The organism is Thermococcus sp. (assembly GCF_015521605.1).
Lineage (GTDB): Archaea > Methanobacteriota_B > Thermococci > Thermococcales > Thermococcaceae > Thermococcus.
In genome coordinates, this window is record NZ_WANV01000002.1 from 43,927 (window position 1) to 57,936 (window position 14,010).

The window sequence follows — 14,010 nt, forward strand, 5'->3', positions numbered from 1 at the left end:
ATGGGGGAGAACTTGGAGGCTATAGAGAAGAAGATAAAGCTGGAAGCAACGAGAACCTTGTCACCAAAGCTTGAGAAGGTTGTGAGTGGAGCGTCGATCCTCATAGGTATCTTCGAGATACTGTTTATATTCAACTTTATGTTCCTCCTGTACTCTATCTTCAGCAAACTAGGCATCGAGATAGAGTTCCTGAAGCTCGACTTCCAGGATCAGCAGGTAATGGCCTTCGTGCTCGGGATGATATTTGTAATAGCCATCCTGAGGTACCCAATACGGAAAAAAGAGAAGTATCTCTCAAAGGTTCAGTGGTTTGACTATATACTAATACTGCTGGGGCTGGTGGCAGCATTTTACAAGTTCTGGCGCTGGCCGACGTACATGGTGTACTACGACGTGAACCAGATGGACGTTATTTTCGGGATACTCGCAATAATACTCGTCCTCGAAGCGACGAGGAGAGCGATAGGATGGATACTTCCCACCATCGTGGTGGTATTCCTCCTGTATGGCATCAGGGACGCGGGCTATAACTGGACCAGGATCGTCCAGTACCTCTATCTAGACCAGGGAATATTTGGAATCCCCTTCTATGTCATGACGATTTACGTCTTCGCCTTCGTTTTCTTCGGGGCATTCCTGTTGAGAATAGGGGTCAGTGACTATATAACCGAGTTCATGATAAGCCTGTTTGGAACCCGGCCGGGAGGACCGGCGAAAGCGGCGGTTATCTCAAGTGGACTGATGGGAACCGTTAGCGGTTCCAGCGTCGCCAACGTCCTGACGACGGGCACTTTCACGATACCCCTGATGAAGAAGGCTGGCTATCCCCCTGAGATAGCAGGTGCGGTTGAGCCAGTTGCCTCAACGGGCGGTCAGCTCATGCCCCCGGTTATGGGAGCGGCAGCGTTCATCATGGCCCAGTTCCTCGGGATTCCGTATAACAAGCTCATAATAGCGGCTGTTTTACCAGCGCTGATATACTACACCGGCGTCTACCTCTTCATAGACCTGGAGACGAAGAGGCTTGGTCTCAAGGGCATGCCCAGGGAGCATTTCAAACCGCTGAAATACTTCCTGAGAAAGCTCTACATCCTGCTGCCAATAGTGGTCATCACCGTGGCCCTTGTCTGGGGAATTGCGCCCCATATTGCGGCGGTTTCCTCCCTGGGAATTGCAATCTGGGTCGCGTGGATATCGAAGGATGAAATACCCGGGCATGAACACTTCTATGTCGCGATAGCCCTCATAACAACGGTGCTGATGTTCACCAGCAGAGAGTACGCCACCCCAGTTGGAGCGGTGCTCATTGTTCTGGCGGCAATCCTCGTGGCCGCGGCACTGCTGACCGACAAGGCAGAGTTCAACGAGAAGTTCTACATAAGCATACTGTTCATACTGATGGCAGTTCTCGGAAAGCTGCTCTATATGCGGAAGGAGGAGATACTGCTGATGAGCGGCACCTTCGGAATAATATTCTCCCTCGTTGTGGGTTACAGATCGAGAACGGAAGGCGGCAAGAAGATGTACACCGCCACGTACGAGTCGATGATAGACGCGGGCAAGACGAGCACAACCGTCATGCTGGCAGCTGCAAGCGCCGGCCTTATACAGGGTGTCCTCACCATGACCGGCCTGGTAACGGCCCTCGGCTACAAGCTCGTTGACCTCGCCGGCGGAAACCTACTCCTTCTCCTCATAATGGCAATGATATTCAGCCTCATCCTCGGTATGGGTGTCCCAACGACGGCGAACTACGTTATAACCTCTCTTGTGGCCGCTCCAGCGGTTTATACTGCAGTCGCAGGCAATCCGATATACGACGCCTCCGTGCCGGGATACAGCACTGCGATAGCCCTCCTCGCGGCACACTTCTTCGTGTTCTACTTCGGAATACTGGCAGACCTCACTCCGCCCGTCGCCCTCGCAGCGTATGCGGGTTCAGCTCTGGCGGGAGGAGACTTCTGGAAGACAGCCATAAACTCGGTTAAGTACGCACTGGCAGGGTACATAGGGCCGTATATCTACTTCACCCACCCGGAGATGTTCCTCATAACGGTCTCCGAATGGACGCCACAGATGGCACTGAGGGTCCTGTACTACCTGGCGGCGACGATTCTGATAATGTACATACTCGCGATTGCCATAACCGGGCACTTCAAGAGTCTCTCGATACCAACGATCCTGAGAGCAGCAATGGTGGGCCTCAGCCTCATCGCGGCGTCGCTCCACATAATACCCGTGGGACTTGAATTTGCCGTTCTGGTAGGGCTCGTGCTTTACGAGAAAAAGGCAGCTGGTAGCTGAGGTTTTTCTTTTATTTATCTCTGAGCTATGTTTCTCTCCCCCTTCACTTCAGGGTGCTGTTGAGGGTCTCTACGATTTCCTTTGAAACTCGCTCAGTTTGTCTGCTGGCGGTGCTGGCAACCTCCCTGAGCGCCCTCACCACGACCAGTACCATGAGAAGTGCCAGGGATATCATGAAGAGGTACTCCAGAGCCGCCTGGGCCCTTCTCATACTCACCACCCCCATAGAATATTAAGTAACTTGATGTTAATAAAAGTTTTGGTGGGAAGAAAAACGTTAGTAGAGCATGACCTCAAAGCCCAGCTCGCTGAGCAGATCGGCCAGCTCCTCGCTGTCCACGTAGACCAGCAGGTGGTGGTTTCCGAGCGTTCCATCTATGAAGTCCATCGCGTCCTCTATGCGGAGCTTCACCTGGGTTCTGCACCTGAAATCGCTGTGTTCCTGGCCAATAACTTCGACGCCGGCAACAACGGCCTTTCTCCCGCGTATCTTCAGGAGGCTGGCTTTTCCTTTGGGCAGCTGGACGTCGACACCGACTCCCATGCCGCTCTCAAAGTGTGATCTGACGACATACCTCCCGATGAGTGGTGCGGTGCAGTGGGCAAGGATTATGTGGCTTTCCCCGTAGTCGGCTATGTTGCCCATAAATGCCGGCTTGTCGAAGAAGCGCCTCGCTATCATCATTCCGACGAGGGAGTTCAGCTCACCCTCGCATGCCGCTGGGATCCCCTCCGCATTGAACATGGCCAGGGCCAGGCAGGGCGTTGCCTTGAGCTTGCCTATCAGATCAAAGCAGCCTATGGTGAAACCGTCGAGCCTGTAGTCCTCCAGTATCCTCTTTATCGCGAGGTATATCCTTCCCGCCTTTACGAGGTCTTCCCTCTTGGGCTCTTTTATCTCGATTGCCTTTCCGACGATTTCCTCTACGGCCTTCCATCCTTCAGCCTCGGTGGTGGCCTCGTAGTACTCGTAAAACTTCTTGAGGCTTATTTTTGTGTACGGGAGTTCAAACTTCTCGTTGATGAGCCAGGGCGAGACCCTGCCTATTATGCCGATGCGCATGCGGAGGAACTTATCCAGAACGTCCCCCATATCTTCATAGCCCAGGAGTGCCGCCTTCAGCTCGTTGAAGTCCTTTACCAGGGTTGCCGGTACGAGCCTGTCCCTGAAGTACTCCCTGAGTTCGATTCCGGCTGCAAGTGAGTTGTTGAAGGGGTCGCCGTAAATCACTGTGGGTCTTCTGTAAACCGCAAACTCCTTGAGAGGGCCCTCTGTGCCGCCGGTCAGAGGGTAGAGCACTATAGCGTCAACCTCGTTGAAGTTGACTTCTTCTCTGGCCTCCCTGAAATCCCTCCGTGTCGAGATGAAGAACCCTCCAACAACCTCAAACTCCTTCGCGAGGCCCGTTATGAACTCCGAGGCTTTCTTCTCAAAGACCTTCGGGTTTGCCAGCTCGCTGACTCCAAAAACGACTCCAACCTTCATGCTTCCACCTAACCGTTTTAAACTTCCACGCTTAAATAAGCTTGTGGTGGTAGCGTGGCAATGCGGTTCGTCCTCGACACGAGCATCTTCGTAAACCCGGAGATTCGGGACAGGTTTGGTGGCTCTCCGACCGAGGCCATGAGGACTTTTCTGGGCTATGCCGAGAGGCTCTTTGGGAAGGTCGAGTTCTACATGCCCCCTGGCATCTACCGCGAGGTTATGCATTTCGTTGATGAGGAGGAACTCCTCCCCGAAATAGAGCTGTACGTAATCAAAAAGCCGCCCAACGTTCACGACATCAAAATACCCGCCTTTGTGGTCTATGAGCTGATAGACGACATAAGGCGGCGCATCGACAAAGGCCTTCGCGTGGCCGAGAAGGCAGTTCGCGAGAGCGTCATAGAGACGGACAATGTGGACAGGATAATCCAGAAGCTCAGGAGGAACTACCGGAAGGCGCTCCGTGAGGGCATCGTTGACAGTAAGGAGGACTTTGAGCTGATCCTTCTCGCCAAAGAGCTCGATGCAACTATAGTCTCAGCCGACGTCGGCATACTCACCTGGGCGCAGAAGATGGGTATCAAGTGGATCGACGCGGCCAACTTCAGGGAGGTACTGGAGGGGCTCGTCGAGAAAATGGGGTGAGGGAAAAATTTATAAACGCTGGTCTGCATGGTATCATCGACGCCCCGGTGGCTCAGCCTGGTGGAGCGGCCGCTTGGTAAGCGGCAGGTCGCGGGTTCAAACCCCGCCCGGGGCTCCACAACAAACTATTCTGGCGAAAAGTTTGATCAAAGTTTGCATATCGTTTTTGAAGATCCTCAGTTTTAAACGGGTTTGCTATTTCACTCGCTGGTTCTGCAATGTTTCACTGTGAGTACAACGCCCTCTGGGCGTTTAAAAGAAGTTGAAACCCGTTTTAACTTGATTTCCCAAGTGAAAATCCGCTCTGAGATTGCAATCTTGAGAAGACATGCGAACTCATTCTGGCATTTTGCCAAAGTTCACTCTTTGATTACACTTTGCAGAGCAAAGTTACTGGGAGTGTGGGGCGTTAGCCCCTCAGTAGTTTGAGAAAAACGGAGTTGCGGGGCGGAGCCTCCTTGTCTTTCGTTGTGGTGGGGCCGCCGGGATTCGAACCCGGGTCACGGGCTCCCAAAGCCCGCAGGATGGACCAGGCTACCCTACGGCCCCGTGCCCGCGGTAGTGCATTGAAGGGTTCCTTATTAAGCTTTTCGCTGGGGCCAGAAGGAGTGGTTCGTGTTTCATGTGAGTCCTCCAAAGGCTCGCTCCGCAGGTTTTTTATAATCCCCCTGCCTATCGCTTCAAGGTGTCGTCATGGTCACGCTCATCATAGCCGAGAAGCCCAACGTTGCGAGAAAAATCGCCTATGCCTTGGCGGAAGGCAAACCGGTTAGAAAGACCATCGGCAAGGTTCCCTACTACGAATTCACCCGCGACGGGAAGAGGATAATAGTGGCTCCAGCGGTTGGGCACCTCTTCTCGCTCGCTCCGAAGACCAAAACCTACGGTTATCCCGTCTTCGACATTGAATGGGTCCCCGTTTATGTTGCGGAGAAGGGGAAGGGCTACGCCAAAGATTACATAAAAGCCCTCGCTACCCTCGCCAAGCGTGCCGATGAGTTCGTAGTTGCCTGCGACTACGACACTGAGGGGGAGGTCATCGGCTACACCGCCCTCAAGTACGCCTGCGGCGTTGACCCGTCCCGGGCGAAAAGAATGAAGTTCTCTGCACTCACCAAAAAAGATCTTCTCAGGGCCTGGTACAACCTTGAACCGACTATAAACTTCGGAATGGCCGATGCCGGAATAGCGCGCCACGTCCTCGACTGGTACTGGGGCGTGAACCTTTCCCGTGCCCTGACATCGGCAATAAAGCGCGCCAGCGGCAAATGGCAGGTTCTCTCTACTGGCCGCGTTCAGGGGCCGACCCTCAAGTTCCTCGTTGACAGGGAAAAGGAGATTCAGAACTTTAAGCCGACACCCTACTGGGTCATAAAGATGCTCCTTGAGAAAAACGGGGAGCAGTACACGGCGGTCTATGAAAAGGAGCGCATACTCGATGAAAACGAGGCAAAGCGCATCGTCGAAGAGGCAAGGAGGGGCCCCGCCTTCGTTGAGAAGGTTGAGGTTAAGCGGCAGAATAGGCATCCGCCCGTGCCCTTCGATCTCGGAACCCTCCAGAGGGAGGCATACTCCGCCTTTGGATACTCCCCGAAGAAGACTTTGGAGATTGCACAGCGCTTGTATGAGCGTGGAGTCACGAGCTATCCCCGCACCTCATCACAGAAGCTCCCCAAGAACCTCAACTTCCGCTCCATCCTCCAGAACCTGGCGAAGCTACCCGAGTACAAGCCCTTCGCCCACGAGCTCCTGGGTAAGGAGAGGCTCAAGCCCGTCGAGGGAAAGAAGGACGACCCCGCTCACCCGGCCATCTATCCAACGGGGGAGCTTCCAAAGCCCGGCGAGCTTACCAAGGACGAGGCCAACCTCTACGACCTCATCGTCAGGCGCTTCTTGGCACTCTTTATGGAGCCAGCCGTCAGGGAAATAATGAAGGTTGTCATAAACTCCAACTCCCACCGATTCATCCTGAGCGGGGCCAGGACCGTGAAGGAGGGCTGGCTGAAGGTCTACGGCAAGTACGTCAAGTTCGACGAGGTTATCCTTCCCGCGTTTAGGGAGGGCGAGCCGGTAAAGGTCATCCAGATAAAGCGCGAAAAGAAGAAAACGAAGCCTCCCGCGAGGTATTCCCCAGCCGCCGTCATCAAAAAGATGGAAGACCTCGGCATAGGGACCAAAGCGACCCGCGCCCAGATCCTTGAGACCCTCTACAGCAGGGGCTACATCGAAGGCAAGAGGAAGATAAAGGTCACCCCGTTAGGCATGCGCGTCGTTGAGGCGCTGGAGAAGAACGTGCCCGACATAGTCAGTGTCGAGCTGACGAAGGCATTCGAGGAGAAGATGGAGGACATAATGGCCGGAAAGGCCGACAGAGAAGGTGTCATCGAGGAGAGCAAGAACCAGCTCATCAAGATTCTGAAGGTCTTCAAGGAGAGGGAACTCGACATAGGGAAAATGCTCATGGAGACGACCGGAACAGGCACAACTACCTCAAAAGCCGCCGCCAGAAAAGCCGGTGCGGTAAAGGAGCTCAGTGAGGAAGAGGAGAAGGCCGTCAAAAAGGCCGTGAATAAAGACGAGAGGGGCCCCCTCGTGGTGGGCAAGTGCCCCAAGTGCGGCGGTGACCTCGTGGTGAGGTACAACAGGAGAACCGGTAAGCGATTCGTCGGCTGTTCCAGCTGGCCCAAGTGCAACGTCACATACCCGCTCCTCCAGAGGGGCGAGATAATTCCCACGGACAAGACCTGCTGCGGCGGCGCTCCGGTCGTAAAAATCAGGGAGAAGGGCAGGGAGTACGAAATTTGTCTGGACATGAACTGCAGGGAGTGGAAGAAGGGTAAGAAATGATCAAATCAGCTGTCTGAGGAGGTTTATCCTCCTGGGGCTCAGTATGACCTTTGGGTGCTTCAGGAGGGCTTTTATGACCTCTACGTAGTCGCCGCTCGCTATCTTCTCCGCGTCGGCACTGTTCAGCACCTGGATGAACAGGTCGAGGTCTTCGTCGGTGAGCTTCTCCGTGACCTTCCTGACCTTCAGGACTTTTTCGAGCCTCTTTCCGTCGGTCTCCCACCATTCTTTGGTGTAGTTCTGGAGCAGTGCAAGGTTCTCCTCTTCTAACGCTTTTACGATCCACTTGCTCGCTATTGTGCCTGCCTCCATGGCCTCGGCCATTCCACCGCCGTGCATGGGGTTGACCTGCCTGGCCGCGTCCCCTACCACTACCACGTTCTCCTTGGCCAGCTCCTTAACGAAGCCCCCAACAGGAACGACGCCGACGTTTATCTCAAGGAGCTTCTTGGCGGGGATATTGTTCTCCTTCAGCCACTTGTCTAGGTAGTACTTGGCCGTCTGCGGGTTGTCAGAGTTGATTCCTATGCCGACGTTGGCCCTGTCCTCGTCCTTCGGGAAGACCCAGACGTAGCCCCTCGGCGCTATCTCATTGCCGAACCAGAGGTGAATCAGATCCGGGTCGTAGCCCTCGATGAGCATCTCGTACTCGTAGCTTGAGTCGAACTCATGTGGGGGAGCGTAGGTGTTTATGCCGGCTTTCCTGGCTATTTTGCTCTCGACACCATCAGCGGCGACTATGATGTCTGCGTAAATCTCCACCGGCTCGTCCTCGTGTTTGGCCTTTATTCCAGCCACTCTGCCGTCCTTCTTGATAACGTCAACCGCCTCTGTCCTGGCGAGGACGTCGGCGCCGGCCTTCGCCGCGTAGTAGGCAAGCATCTTGTCGAAGACTTTCCTTTCGAGAATAACGCCGCTGGCTTCCTTATAGCGGAGCTCAAGCTCGTACCCGCTGGGGGAGTAGAGCTTGGCACCGTAGATCTCGCGGTTGATGTAGCGCCTGTCGTAGGGTATGTCGTACTTTTTGAACACGGTCATGCTTATTCCTTCGGCACACTGTTTGGGCGTACCGATGGCGGGCTTCTTATCGATGAGCAGAACAGAGAACCCTGCTCTGGCAACGTTTCTCGCGACTATCGGGCCGGCTATCCCGGCTCCAACCACCACAACGTCGTATTTCATCTGGTTCACTCTCCCACCTCCAGGGGTTCACCGCTGAGAGCACCCACTGGACAGGCACTGATGCATATCCTGCAGGAGATGCACTTGTCCTGGAAGAACTCCCACCTTGAGGCGCTTACGTTTATTGCGAGCGTGGGACAGACTCCAGCACAGCCGCCGCAGAGATAGCACTTGTCCTCGTTAACCACGACCCTTATTTTCTCCGGCATATTAGACACCGCCAAGCTTTTGTTTCAGCTTTTCCTCGTCGATTTTGATGGCTCCGTCTTTTATTATTAACGGTATGAATTTGTCCAGTTCCTGGGCCTTCACGAGAACCTCCCTCTCCTTGAGGTTAAGCCTGTCGCTCAGGTCCTCGATGGTGGCCTCGCCGGCCAGCAGGAGGTAGTGCAGTATCGCCAGCTGGGTCATGTCACCTATCTCCTGGAGGTAGCGCTCCTTGAGCTCCTTCATGAGCCTGTCGCGTCTGCTTTCCACCGCCTGAAGTGCCTGGAGTATCTTTTCAAGCTCCGATGTCAGCTCAAGGAAGGAGTTGACCATCTGGAGAAGGCTCTCGTGCTCCAGGGGTATGTGCGTCAGGTCAATCTCTGTCTTCTCGAATGAGAATTCTCCAAGATCGAGCCCCCTGTACCAGAAGAGGTTCGGCGTCACCGTCGTGACGTAAGTCCTTGAGATGGCTATGTTGTAGTACTTCCTGGCGGGCCCTATGAAAGGTCCTTCCCTCTCGTAGGATTTCAGTATGCCCTCGCGCTCCATGATTTTAAGGTGCTTCGCCACCGCCGTTGAGGACACGCTAACCTTGCTGCTGAGGAAGCTGAAGTAGCACTCCGTACAGGTGAGGTGGCTGAGCAGATCGCGCCTCACCTTGTTCCCCAGTATGTAAAAGATGTCGGGTTCACTCATGACCTACACCACCCAAATCTGTGACGCAAAGCTTATATAGTGAACATTCAACCTTAGGTTGCAAACCGGAATTGAATCCCACGGAGAGATTGTAATCCAATCGTTATAAACCTTATGTGGAGGTGTTTGGAATGGGATTGATTAGCGACGCTGACAAGAAGGTCATCAGGGAGGAGTTCTTCTCCAAGATGACGAACCCGGTCAAGATCATCGGATTCATAGGAAAAGAGCACTGCCAGTACTGCGACCAGCTCAAACAGCTGGTCCAGGAGCTCAGTGAACTCAGCGACAAGCTCACCTTCGAGTTCCACGACTTCGACAGTGAGGAGGGCAGGAAGCTCGCCGAGCAGTACAGGATCGACCGCGCCCCGGCCGTCACCATAACCCAGGACGGCAAGGATATGGGCGTTAGGTTCTTCGGCCTTCCCGCCGGCCACGAGTTCGGGGCGTTCCTTGAGGATATAGTTGACGTCAGCAACGCCACCACCGACCTCATGCCCGACAGCAAGGAGGAGCTTGCGAACATAGACAGGGATGTGAGGATACTCGTCTTCGTAACCCCCACCTGCCCGTACTGCCCGCTCGCCGTCAGGATGGCCCACAAGTTCGCCATCGAAAACGCGAAGGCAGGCAAGGGTAAGATACTCGGGGACATGGTCGAGGCCATCGAGTACCCGGAGTGGGCCGACCAGTACAGCGTCATGGCAGTGCCCAAGATCGTCATCATGGTCGACGGCGAGGCCAAGGTGCAGTTCGAGGGCGCCTACCCGGAGAAGATGTTCATGGAGAAGCTCCTCGCGGCCCTCAGCTGAGGGCTCTTAATTCCTTTTCTCAGGTGGCCACCGTGAACCTGAGGTTTTCGACAGCGTTGCTCACGGCCTTTGGTTTCTATGCCCTTGGCTACGTGGTGCGCGGTGCTGTCAGGCTTTACAACCCCGGGACTTTCTGGGGGGATATGGTGACGGATGCCGCAATGTTCCTCGGTGCGTTTATTCTGGCGTGGTGGGTATACCTGAGGCTCACCCACGGAGAGGCAGAAAACTGATGGGCATGAAAATGTCAAAACAGCCCCTTTACGTTCACTGTTTTACGGAAAAGTTATAAATCCCCCGGCCCAGCCTATGGTGGGTGAAGCGATGGCACTCAGGGTAGGCGGGGTTAACGTTCTTTTCACCGGGGAGCTTGATGATGGCTTTGAGGAGGGTTTCAGGGGACTTTTTGCGCGACGCTACCTCCCCGATGTCTCCGATCCGGATGGTGATGTCCACGTTGTCGTGGAGCGCTTCAAGGGTGAAGAGTTCAGGGTCTTCAGTGCGGCTTACGACCACATGGGGCGCGACGAGTACAAGATAGAGTCCCGCGTCCCCTCTGCATACGGAAACGAGGCACCGATTTTCTTTATCCTCCAGGCGGCCGCCAGAGCCGGTGCCAAAACAGGGAGGATGTTCATAACGGACTCCGTTGCTGTCGTTCCCCCGAACGGCAAGGCAGTTCTTTTCGTCGGTTATCCCCACACGGGGAAGAGCACAATGTCGGTTCTGGCAATGGCCAGCGGTCTTCCCGTTCTCAGCACCGAGAACACCGTTGTTGAGGTTAGGGGGGAGGGGCTCTACATAGTTGGTGGTACTGAGGTTCTCGTGTATGACCCCCGGGTGGAGGGCATCTATGACGTCAGGATCCCATACGATGAACAGACGAGAAGCGGATACCGGATAAAAGACCTCAGACAGGATTCCCGGAGGAGAAAGCTTCTTGAGCGCGGTGTTGAGATAGGCATGATAGTGCTCCTTCACGCGGCCTTCAACTGTATGGAGGCCAGTTTTTCCCGGATACGCGGGAGAAAAGTCAGAAAGACCCTGTGGTACTTCTCAACTGCGCTCATGAAGGGGCTTGATTACTACGAACCGGCACCCCTGCACGTCCCGGTAAGTGATGAGATAGCCCAGAACCTGCGGCTGTTCCTTGAGACCGCATCTAGCAACTACTCCGACAGGATGTTTGAGGCCTTTGGAAACCACCGGGCGGTCTTTGAGAGGGTTATTGAGATGGAGCTCGCACAGAAGGGGTAGTCTCAATTCTTTGCCCTATACTTTCAATTCTCCTAGAGTCTTATTGCAACGAGGAACTCATGAGACTCCCTCCAGGACTCCAGATCCCCTTTCAATTCTCCTAGAGTCTTATTGCAACGCACGGTGGACGACGGACAGGCTTTAGAAATTCCAAACTTTCAATTCTCCTAGAGTCTTATTGCAACGGCTACAACCAGTCAGGAAGCTAAAAGAAGTGCCTAACTTTCAATTCTCCTAGAGTCTTATTGCAACGATTTTAGCCTCGCGTTCTCCTGGGTCAGCTCGCTAACTTTCAATTCTCCTAGAGTCTTATTGCAACGGCGAGGCCCTTGAGGACGCAGGTATAACAGGGCTGTCTTTCAATTCTCCTAGAGTCTTATTGCAACTTTGTTTGGATTATAGCAGGCTCAGTAACGCTGAACCCTTTCAATTCTCCTAGAGTCTTATTGCAACCAACATAAAGAGGGACGATAACACGACCATACCAGTCCTTTCAATTCTCCTAGAGTCTTATTGCAACCAGCCGTATCATTCTGCACATCAACAGTGATAGTTTCAGCTTTCAATTCTCCTAGAGTCTTATTGCAACACATCATCCGCGAAGTCCTCACTGACCCGGAAGAACTCTTTCAATTCTCCTAGAGTCTTATTGCAACTAGAGTTGGGCGAATTGTTTTCTCTCTAAGGCTTTTGGTTTCAATTCTCCTAGAGTCTTATTGCAACTGCTTGAGGTGGAGGTTCTAAAGGGTGGGGAGCGTGGGTTTCAATTCTCCTAGAGTCTTATTGCAACCGAAGCCTCCTTGAGAGGTGCTTTCTTTTCAAGAATCTGTTTCAATTCTCCTAGAGTCTTATTGCAACATCAGCGAGGAGCTGAGCGCGCTTCGCGGGGCTCATCGTTTCAATTCTCCTAGAGTCTTATTGCAACGCCGGTGAGCTTTGACTGGTACGGGCACGGGCACGCGGTTTCAATTCTCCTAGAGTCTTATTGCAACGTCCAGTCGGGGATGCCCTTTCCGATCGAGATGTTCGTTTCAATTCTCCTAGAGTCTTATTGCAACCGAAGACAGGGAGTGTGTAGATGTCGCTGATGTTGCGTTTCAATTCTCCTAGAGTCTTATTGCAACGGCCGCCAAGGTGCTCGATGCCCATCAGGGTGAACACGTTTCAATTCTCCTAGAGTCTTATTGCAACACTGTATAAAGAGGTCTTTTGCCAGCGGGCGCATTTGTTTCAATTCTCCTAGAGTCTTATTGCAACCTGCCCATGCTGCTGCGAATATCGCAATAAGATAAGTTTCAATTCTCCTAGAGTCTTATTGCAACGATGGATTCAATGCTAGAGTGTACGACCGTAAAACAGTTTCAATTCTCCTAGAGTCTTATTGCAACACCATTGCCAGGGCACCGACGTAGATCGCGAGACCGTGTTTCAATTCTCCTAGAGTCTTATTGCAACTTATACTTTGGACTTAATAGGGGCCTCTCAAGACATCAGTTTCAATTCTCCTAGAGTCTTATTGCAACGCCCTGGCGGCGTCAATGTACGTCTTCGCCCGTACGGAGTTTCAATTCTCCTAGAGTCTTATTGCAACCCAGGGAGCCCCCATCGGAGAGGTCGAGAAGGCAAAGGTTTCAATTCTCCTAGAGTCTTATTGCAACCTCACAGGAGCCGCCCTACTGATAGCGGCAGGCCTCAGTTTCAATTCTCCTAGAGTCTTATTGCAACCCGCGTGCACCGGCATTATACCTTACGCCCACGTCCGTTTCAATTCTCCTAGAGTCTTATTGCAACTTATGACGCCTTCGGCCACTTTGCTAACGCTGATTTTGTTTCAATTCTCCTAGAGTCTTATTGCAACGTTCCAAAGCTTCTTCGGGCATTTCGGCCACTACTAGTTTCAATTCTCCTAGAGTCTTATTGCAACCTACCAAGTGACCGACGCGGGATTTATACGGCTTAAGGGTTTCAATTCTCCTAGAGTCTTATTGCAACTGGGAGGCGGGGAAGCAGAAAGTCCGGGCGGGCTTTTGTTTCAATTCTCCTAGAGTCTTATTGCAACCGGCTCCTGGCTGGGGGTTGCTTTTCGGCAGTTGTCTAGTTTCAATTCTCCTAGAGTCTTATTGCAACGCCCTCGCTCCTCGACCAAACTTTTACCGGGTATAGGTTTCAATTCTCCTAGAGTCTTATTGCAACTACCCCCCAAGATACCTATTGTCCACCTGCCTTTCCAAGGTTTCAATTCTCCTAGAGTCTTATTGCAACTATTCCTCGGAGCTGGAGCCTCTCAGGTATCCGAGTTTCAATTCTCCTAGAGTCTTATTGCAACCCTGCGTGTGTTTAAATCACCCGCACCCCAGCCGTGTTTCAATTCTCCTACAGTCTTATTGCAACAAAGTGGTTGAGAACATAAAGAAGATAGTTGATGTAAAGTTTCAATTCTCCTAGAGTCTTATTGCAACCTTAGCCTTGAGGTCACCGAGCTTCGCAACGAACTCGTTTCAATTCTCCTAGAGTCTTATTGCAACCCCGGGGGAAGGCTTTGGGCCCTCTCCCCGGTTTACCGTTTCAATTCTC

At 53.1% G+C, this 14,010-nt stretch carries 11 protein-coding genes, 2 tRNA genes and 1 CRISPR repeat array; of the genes, 7 read left to right on the top strand and 6 right to left on the bottom strand.

The window, feature by feature from the left end:
- Window positions 1-2,304 (top strand): TRAP transporter fused permease subunit, encoded by a 2,304-nt coding sequence (locus tag F7C11_RS00565; protein WP_297089904.1) that lies wholly within the window; start codon window positions 1-3, stop codon window positions 2,302-2,304.
- Window positions 2,305-2,347: 43 nt separating this feature from the next.
- Here the strand turns inward: F7C11_RS00565 and F7C11_RS00570 are convergent, their stop codons facing one another.
- On the bottom strand, window positions 2,348-2,515 hold the full coding sequence (locus F7C11_RS00570; RefSeq protein ID WP_394354834.1) for a class III signal peptide-containing protein: 168 nt from the start codon (window positions 2,513-2,515) through the stop codon (window positions 2,348-2,350).
- Window positions 2,516-2,581: 66 nt separating this feature from the next.
- Complete coding sequence (locus F7C11_RS00575) at window positions 2,582-3,790, bottom strand: hypothetical protein (protein WP_297089906.1); 1,209 nt, start codon at window positions 3,788-3,790, stop codon at window positions 2,582-2,584.
- Between the two features lie 60 nt (window positions 3,791-3,850).
- Here F7C11_RS00575 and F7C11_RS00580 point away from each other — a divergent pair, with 60 nt between their 5' ends.
- Window positions 3,851-4,435 (top strand): RNA ligase partner protein, encoded by a 585-nt coding sequence (locus F7C11_RS00580; RefSeq protein WP_297089932.1) that lies wholly within the window; start codon window positions 3,851-3,853, stop codon window positions 4,433-4,435.
- Window positions 4,436-4,476: 41 nt separating this feature from the next.
- Window positions 4,477-4,553, top strand: a tRNA-Thr gene (locus F7C11_RS00585).
- Window positions 4,554-4,906: 353 nt separating this feature from the next.
- Here the strand turns inward: F7C11_RS00585 and F7C11_RS00590 are convergent.
- Window positions 4,907-4,984 (bottom strand) — tRNA-Pro (locus F7C11_RS00590).
- Between the two features lie 144 nt (window positions 4,985-5,128).
- Here F7C11_RS00590 and topA point away from each other — a divergent pair.
- Window positions 5,129-7,282 carry a DNA topoisomerase I gene (gene topA, locus F7C11_RS00595; protein WP_297089908.1) on the top strand — a complete coding sequence of 718 codons (2,154 nt, stop codon included), beginning with the start codon at window positions 5,129-5,131 and terminating at the stop codon, window positions 7,280-7,282.
- On the opposite strand, the gene F7C11_RS00600 is transcribed toward topA, so the two are convergent.
- From F7C11_RS00600 to F7C11_RS00610, 3 genes are read right to left on the bottom strand one after another with little or no spacing between them, the layout of a single operon-like run.
- The gene (locus tag F7C11_RS00600; protein WP_297089933.1) at window positions 7,283-8,464 is read right to left on the bottom strand and encodes an NAD(P)/FAD-dependent oxidoreductase; all 1,182 of its coding nucleotides are present in this window, start codon (window positions 8,462-8,464) and stop codon (window positions 7,283-7,285) included.
- Between the two features lie 5 nt (window positions 8,465-8,469).
- The gene (locus tag F7C11_RS00605) at window positions 8,470-8,673 is read right to left on the bottom strand and encodes a DUF362 domain-containing protein (RefSeq protein ID WP_297089910.1); all 204 of its coding nucleotides are present in this window, start codon (window positions 8,671-8,673) and stop codon (window positions 8,470-8,472) included.
- Window position 8,674: 1 nt separating this feature from the next.
- Complete coding sequence (locus F7C11_RS00610) at window positions 8,675-9,367, bottom strand: transcriptional regulator (protein WP_297089912.1); 693 nt, start codon at window positions 9,365-9,367, stop codon at window positions 8,675-8,677.
- Between the two features lie 131 nt (window positions 9,368-9,498).
- On the opposite strand from F7C11_RS00610, the gene F7C11_RS00615 reads away from it, so the two are divergent.
- The 3 genes from F7C11_RS00615 (at window position 9,499) to F7C11_RS00625 (ending at window position 11,436) form a co-directional block, all read left to right on the top strand.
- Window positions 9,499-10,179, top strand: coding sequence for a thioredoxin family protein (locus tag F7C11_RS00615; RefSeq protein WP_297089915.1), 681 nt, complete (start codon window positions 9,499-9,501; stop codon window positions 10,177-10,179).
- 32 nt (window positions 10,180-10,211) lie between these two features.
- Window positions 10,212-10,412, top strand: coding sequence for a hypothetical protein (locus F7C11_RS00620; protein ID WP_297089917.1), 201 nt, complete (start codon window positions 10,212-10,214; stop codon window positions 10,410-10,412).
- Window positions 10,413-10,503: 91 nt separating this feature from the next.
- Entirely contained in the window at window positions 10,504-11,436 is a 933-nt protein-coding gene (locus F7C11_RS00625) for a hypothetical protein (RefSeq protein WP_297089935.1), read from the top strand.
- Window positions 11,437-11,457: 21 nt separating this feature from the next.
- Window positions 11,458-13,961: direct repeats of the CRISPR family, unit length 29 nt; unit sequence TTTCAATTCTCCTAGAGTCTTATTGCAAC.
- Window positions 13,962-14,010: the final 49 nt, after the last annotated feature.

What these genes read in the sequence shown, in the direction of transcription:
- F7C11_RS00565 (WP_297089904.1), top strand. Translation starts at nt 1, where the DNA reads ATGGGGGAGAACTTGGAGGCTATAGAGAAGAAGATAAAGCTGGAAGCA.
- F7C11_RS00570 (WP_394354834.1), bottom strand. Translation starts at nt 2,515, where the DNA reads ATGAGAAGGGCCCAGGCGGCTCTGGAGTACCTCTTCATGATATCCCTG.
- F7C11_RS00575 (WP_297089906.1), bottom strand. Translation starts at nt 3,790, where the DNA reads ATGAAGGTTGGAGTCGTTTTTGGAGTCAGCGAGCTGGCAAACCCGAAG.
- F7C11_RS00580 (WP_297089932.1), top strand. Translation starts at nt 3,851, where the DNA reads ATGCGGTTCGTCCTCGACACGAGCATCTTCGTAAACCCGGAGATTCGG.
- topA (WP_297089908.1), top strand. Translation starts at nt 5,129, where the DNA reads ATGGTCACGCTCATCATAGCCGAGAAGCCCAACGTTGCGAGAAAAATC.
- F7C11_RS00600 (WP_297089933.1), bottom strand. Translation starts at nt 8,464, where the DNA reads ATGAAATACGACGTTGTGGTGGTTGGAGCCGGGATAGCCGGCCCGATA.
- F7C11_RS00605 (WP_297089910.1), bottom strand. Translation starts at nt 8,673, where the DNA reads ATGCCGGAGAAAATAAGGGTCGTGGTTAACGAGGACAAGTGCTATCTC.
- F7C11_RS00610 (WP_297089912.1), bottom strand. Translation starts at nt 9,367, where the DNA reads ATGAGTGAACCCGACATCTTTTACATACTGGGGAACAAGGTGAGGCGC.
- F7C11_RS00615 (WP_297089915.1), top strand. Translation starts at nt 9,499, where the DNA reads ATGGGATTGATTAGCGACGCTGACAAGAAGGTCATCAGGGAGGAGTTC.
- F7C11_RS00625 (WP_297089935.1), top strand. Translation starts at nt 10,504, where the DNA reads ATGGCACTCAGGGTAGGCGGGGTTAACGTTCTTTTCACCGGGGAGCTT.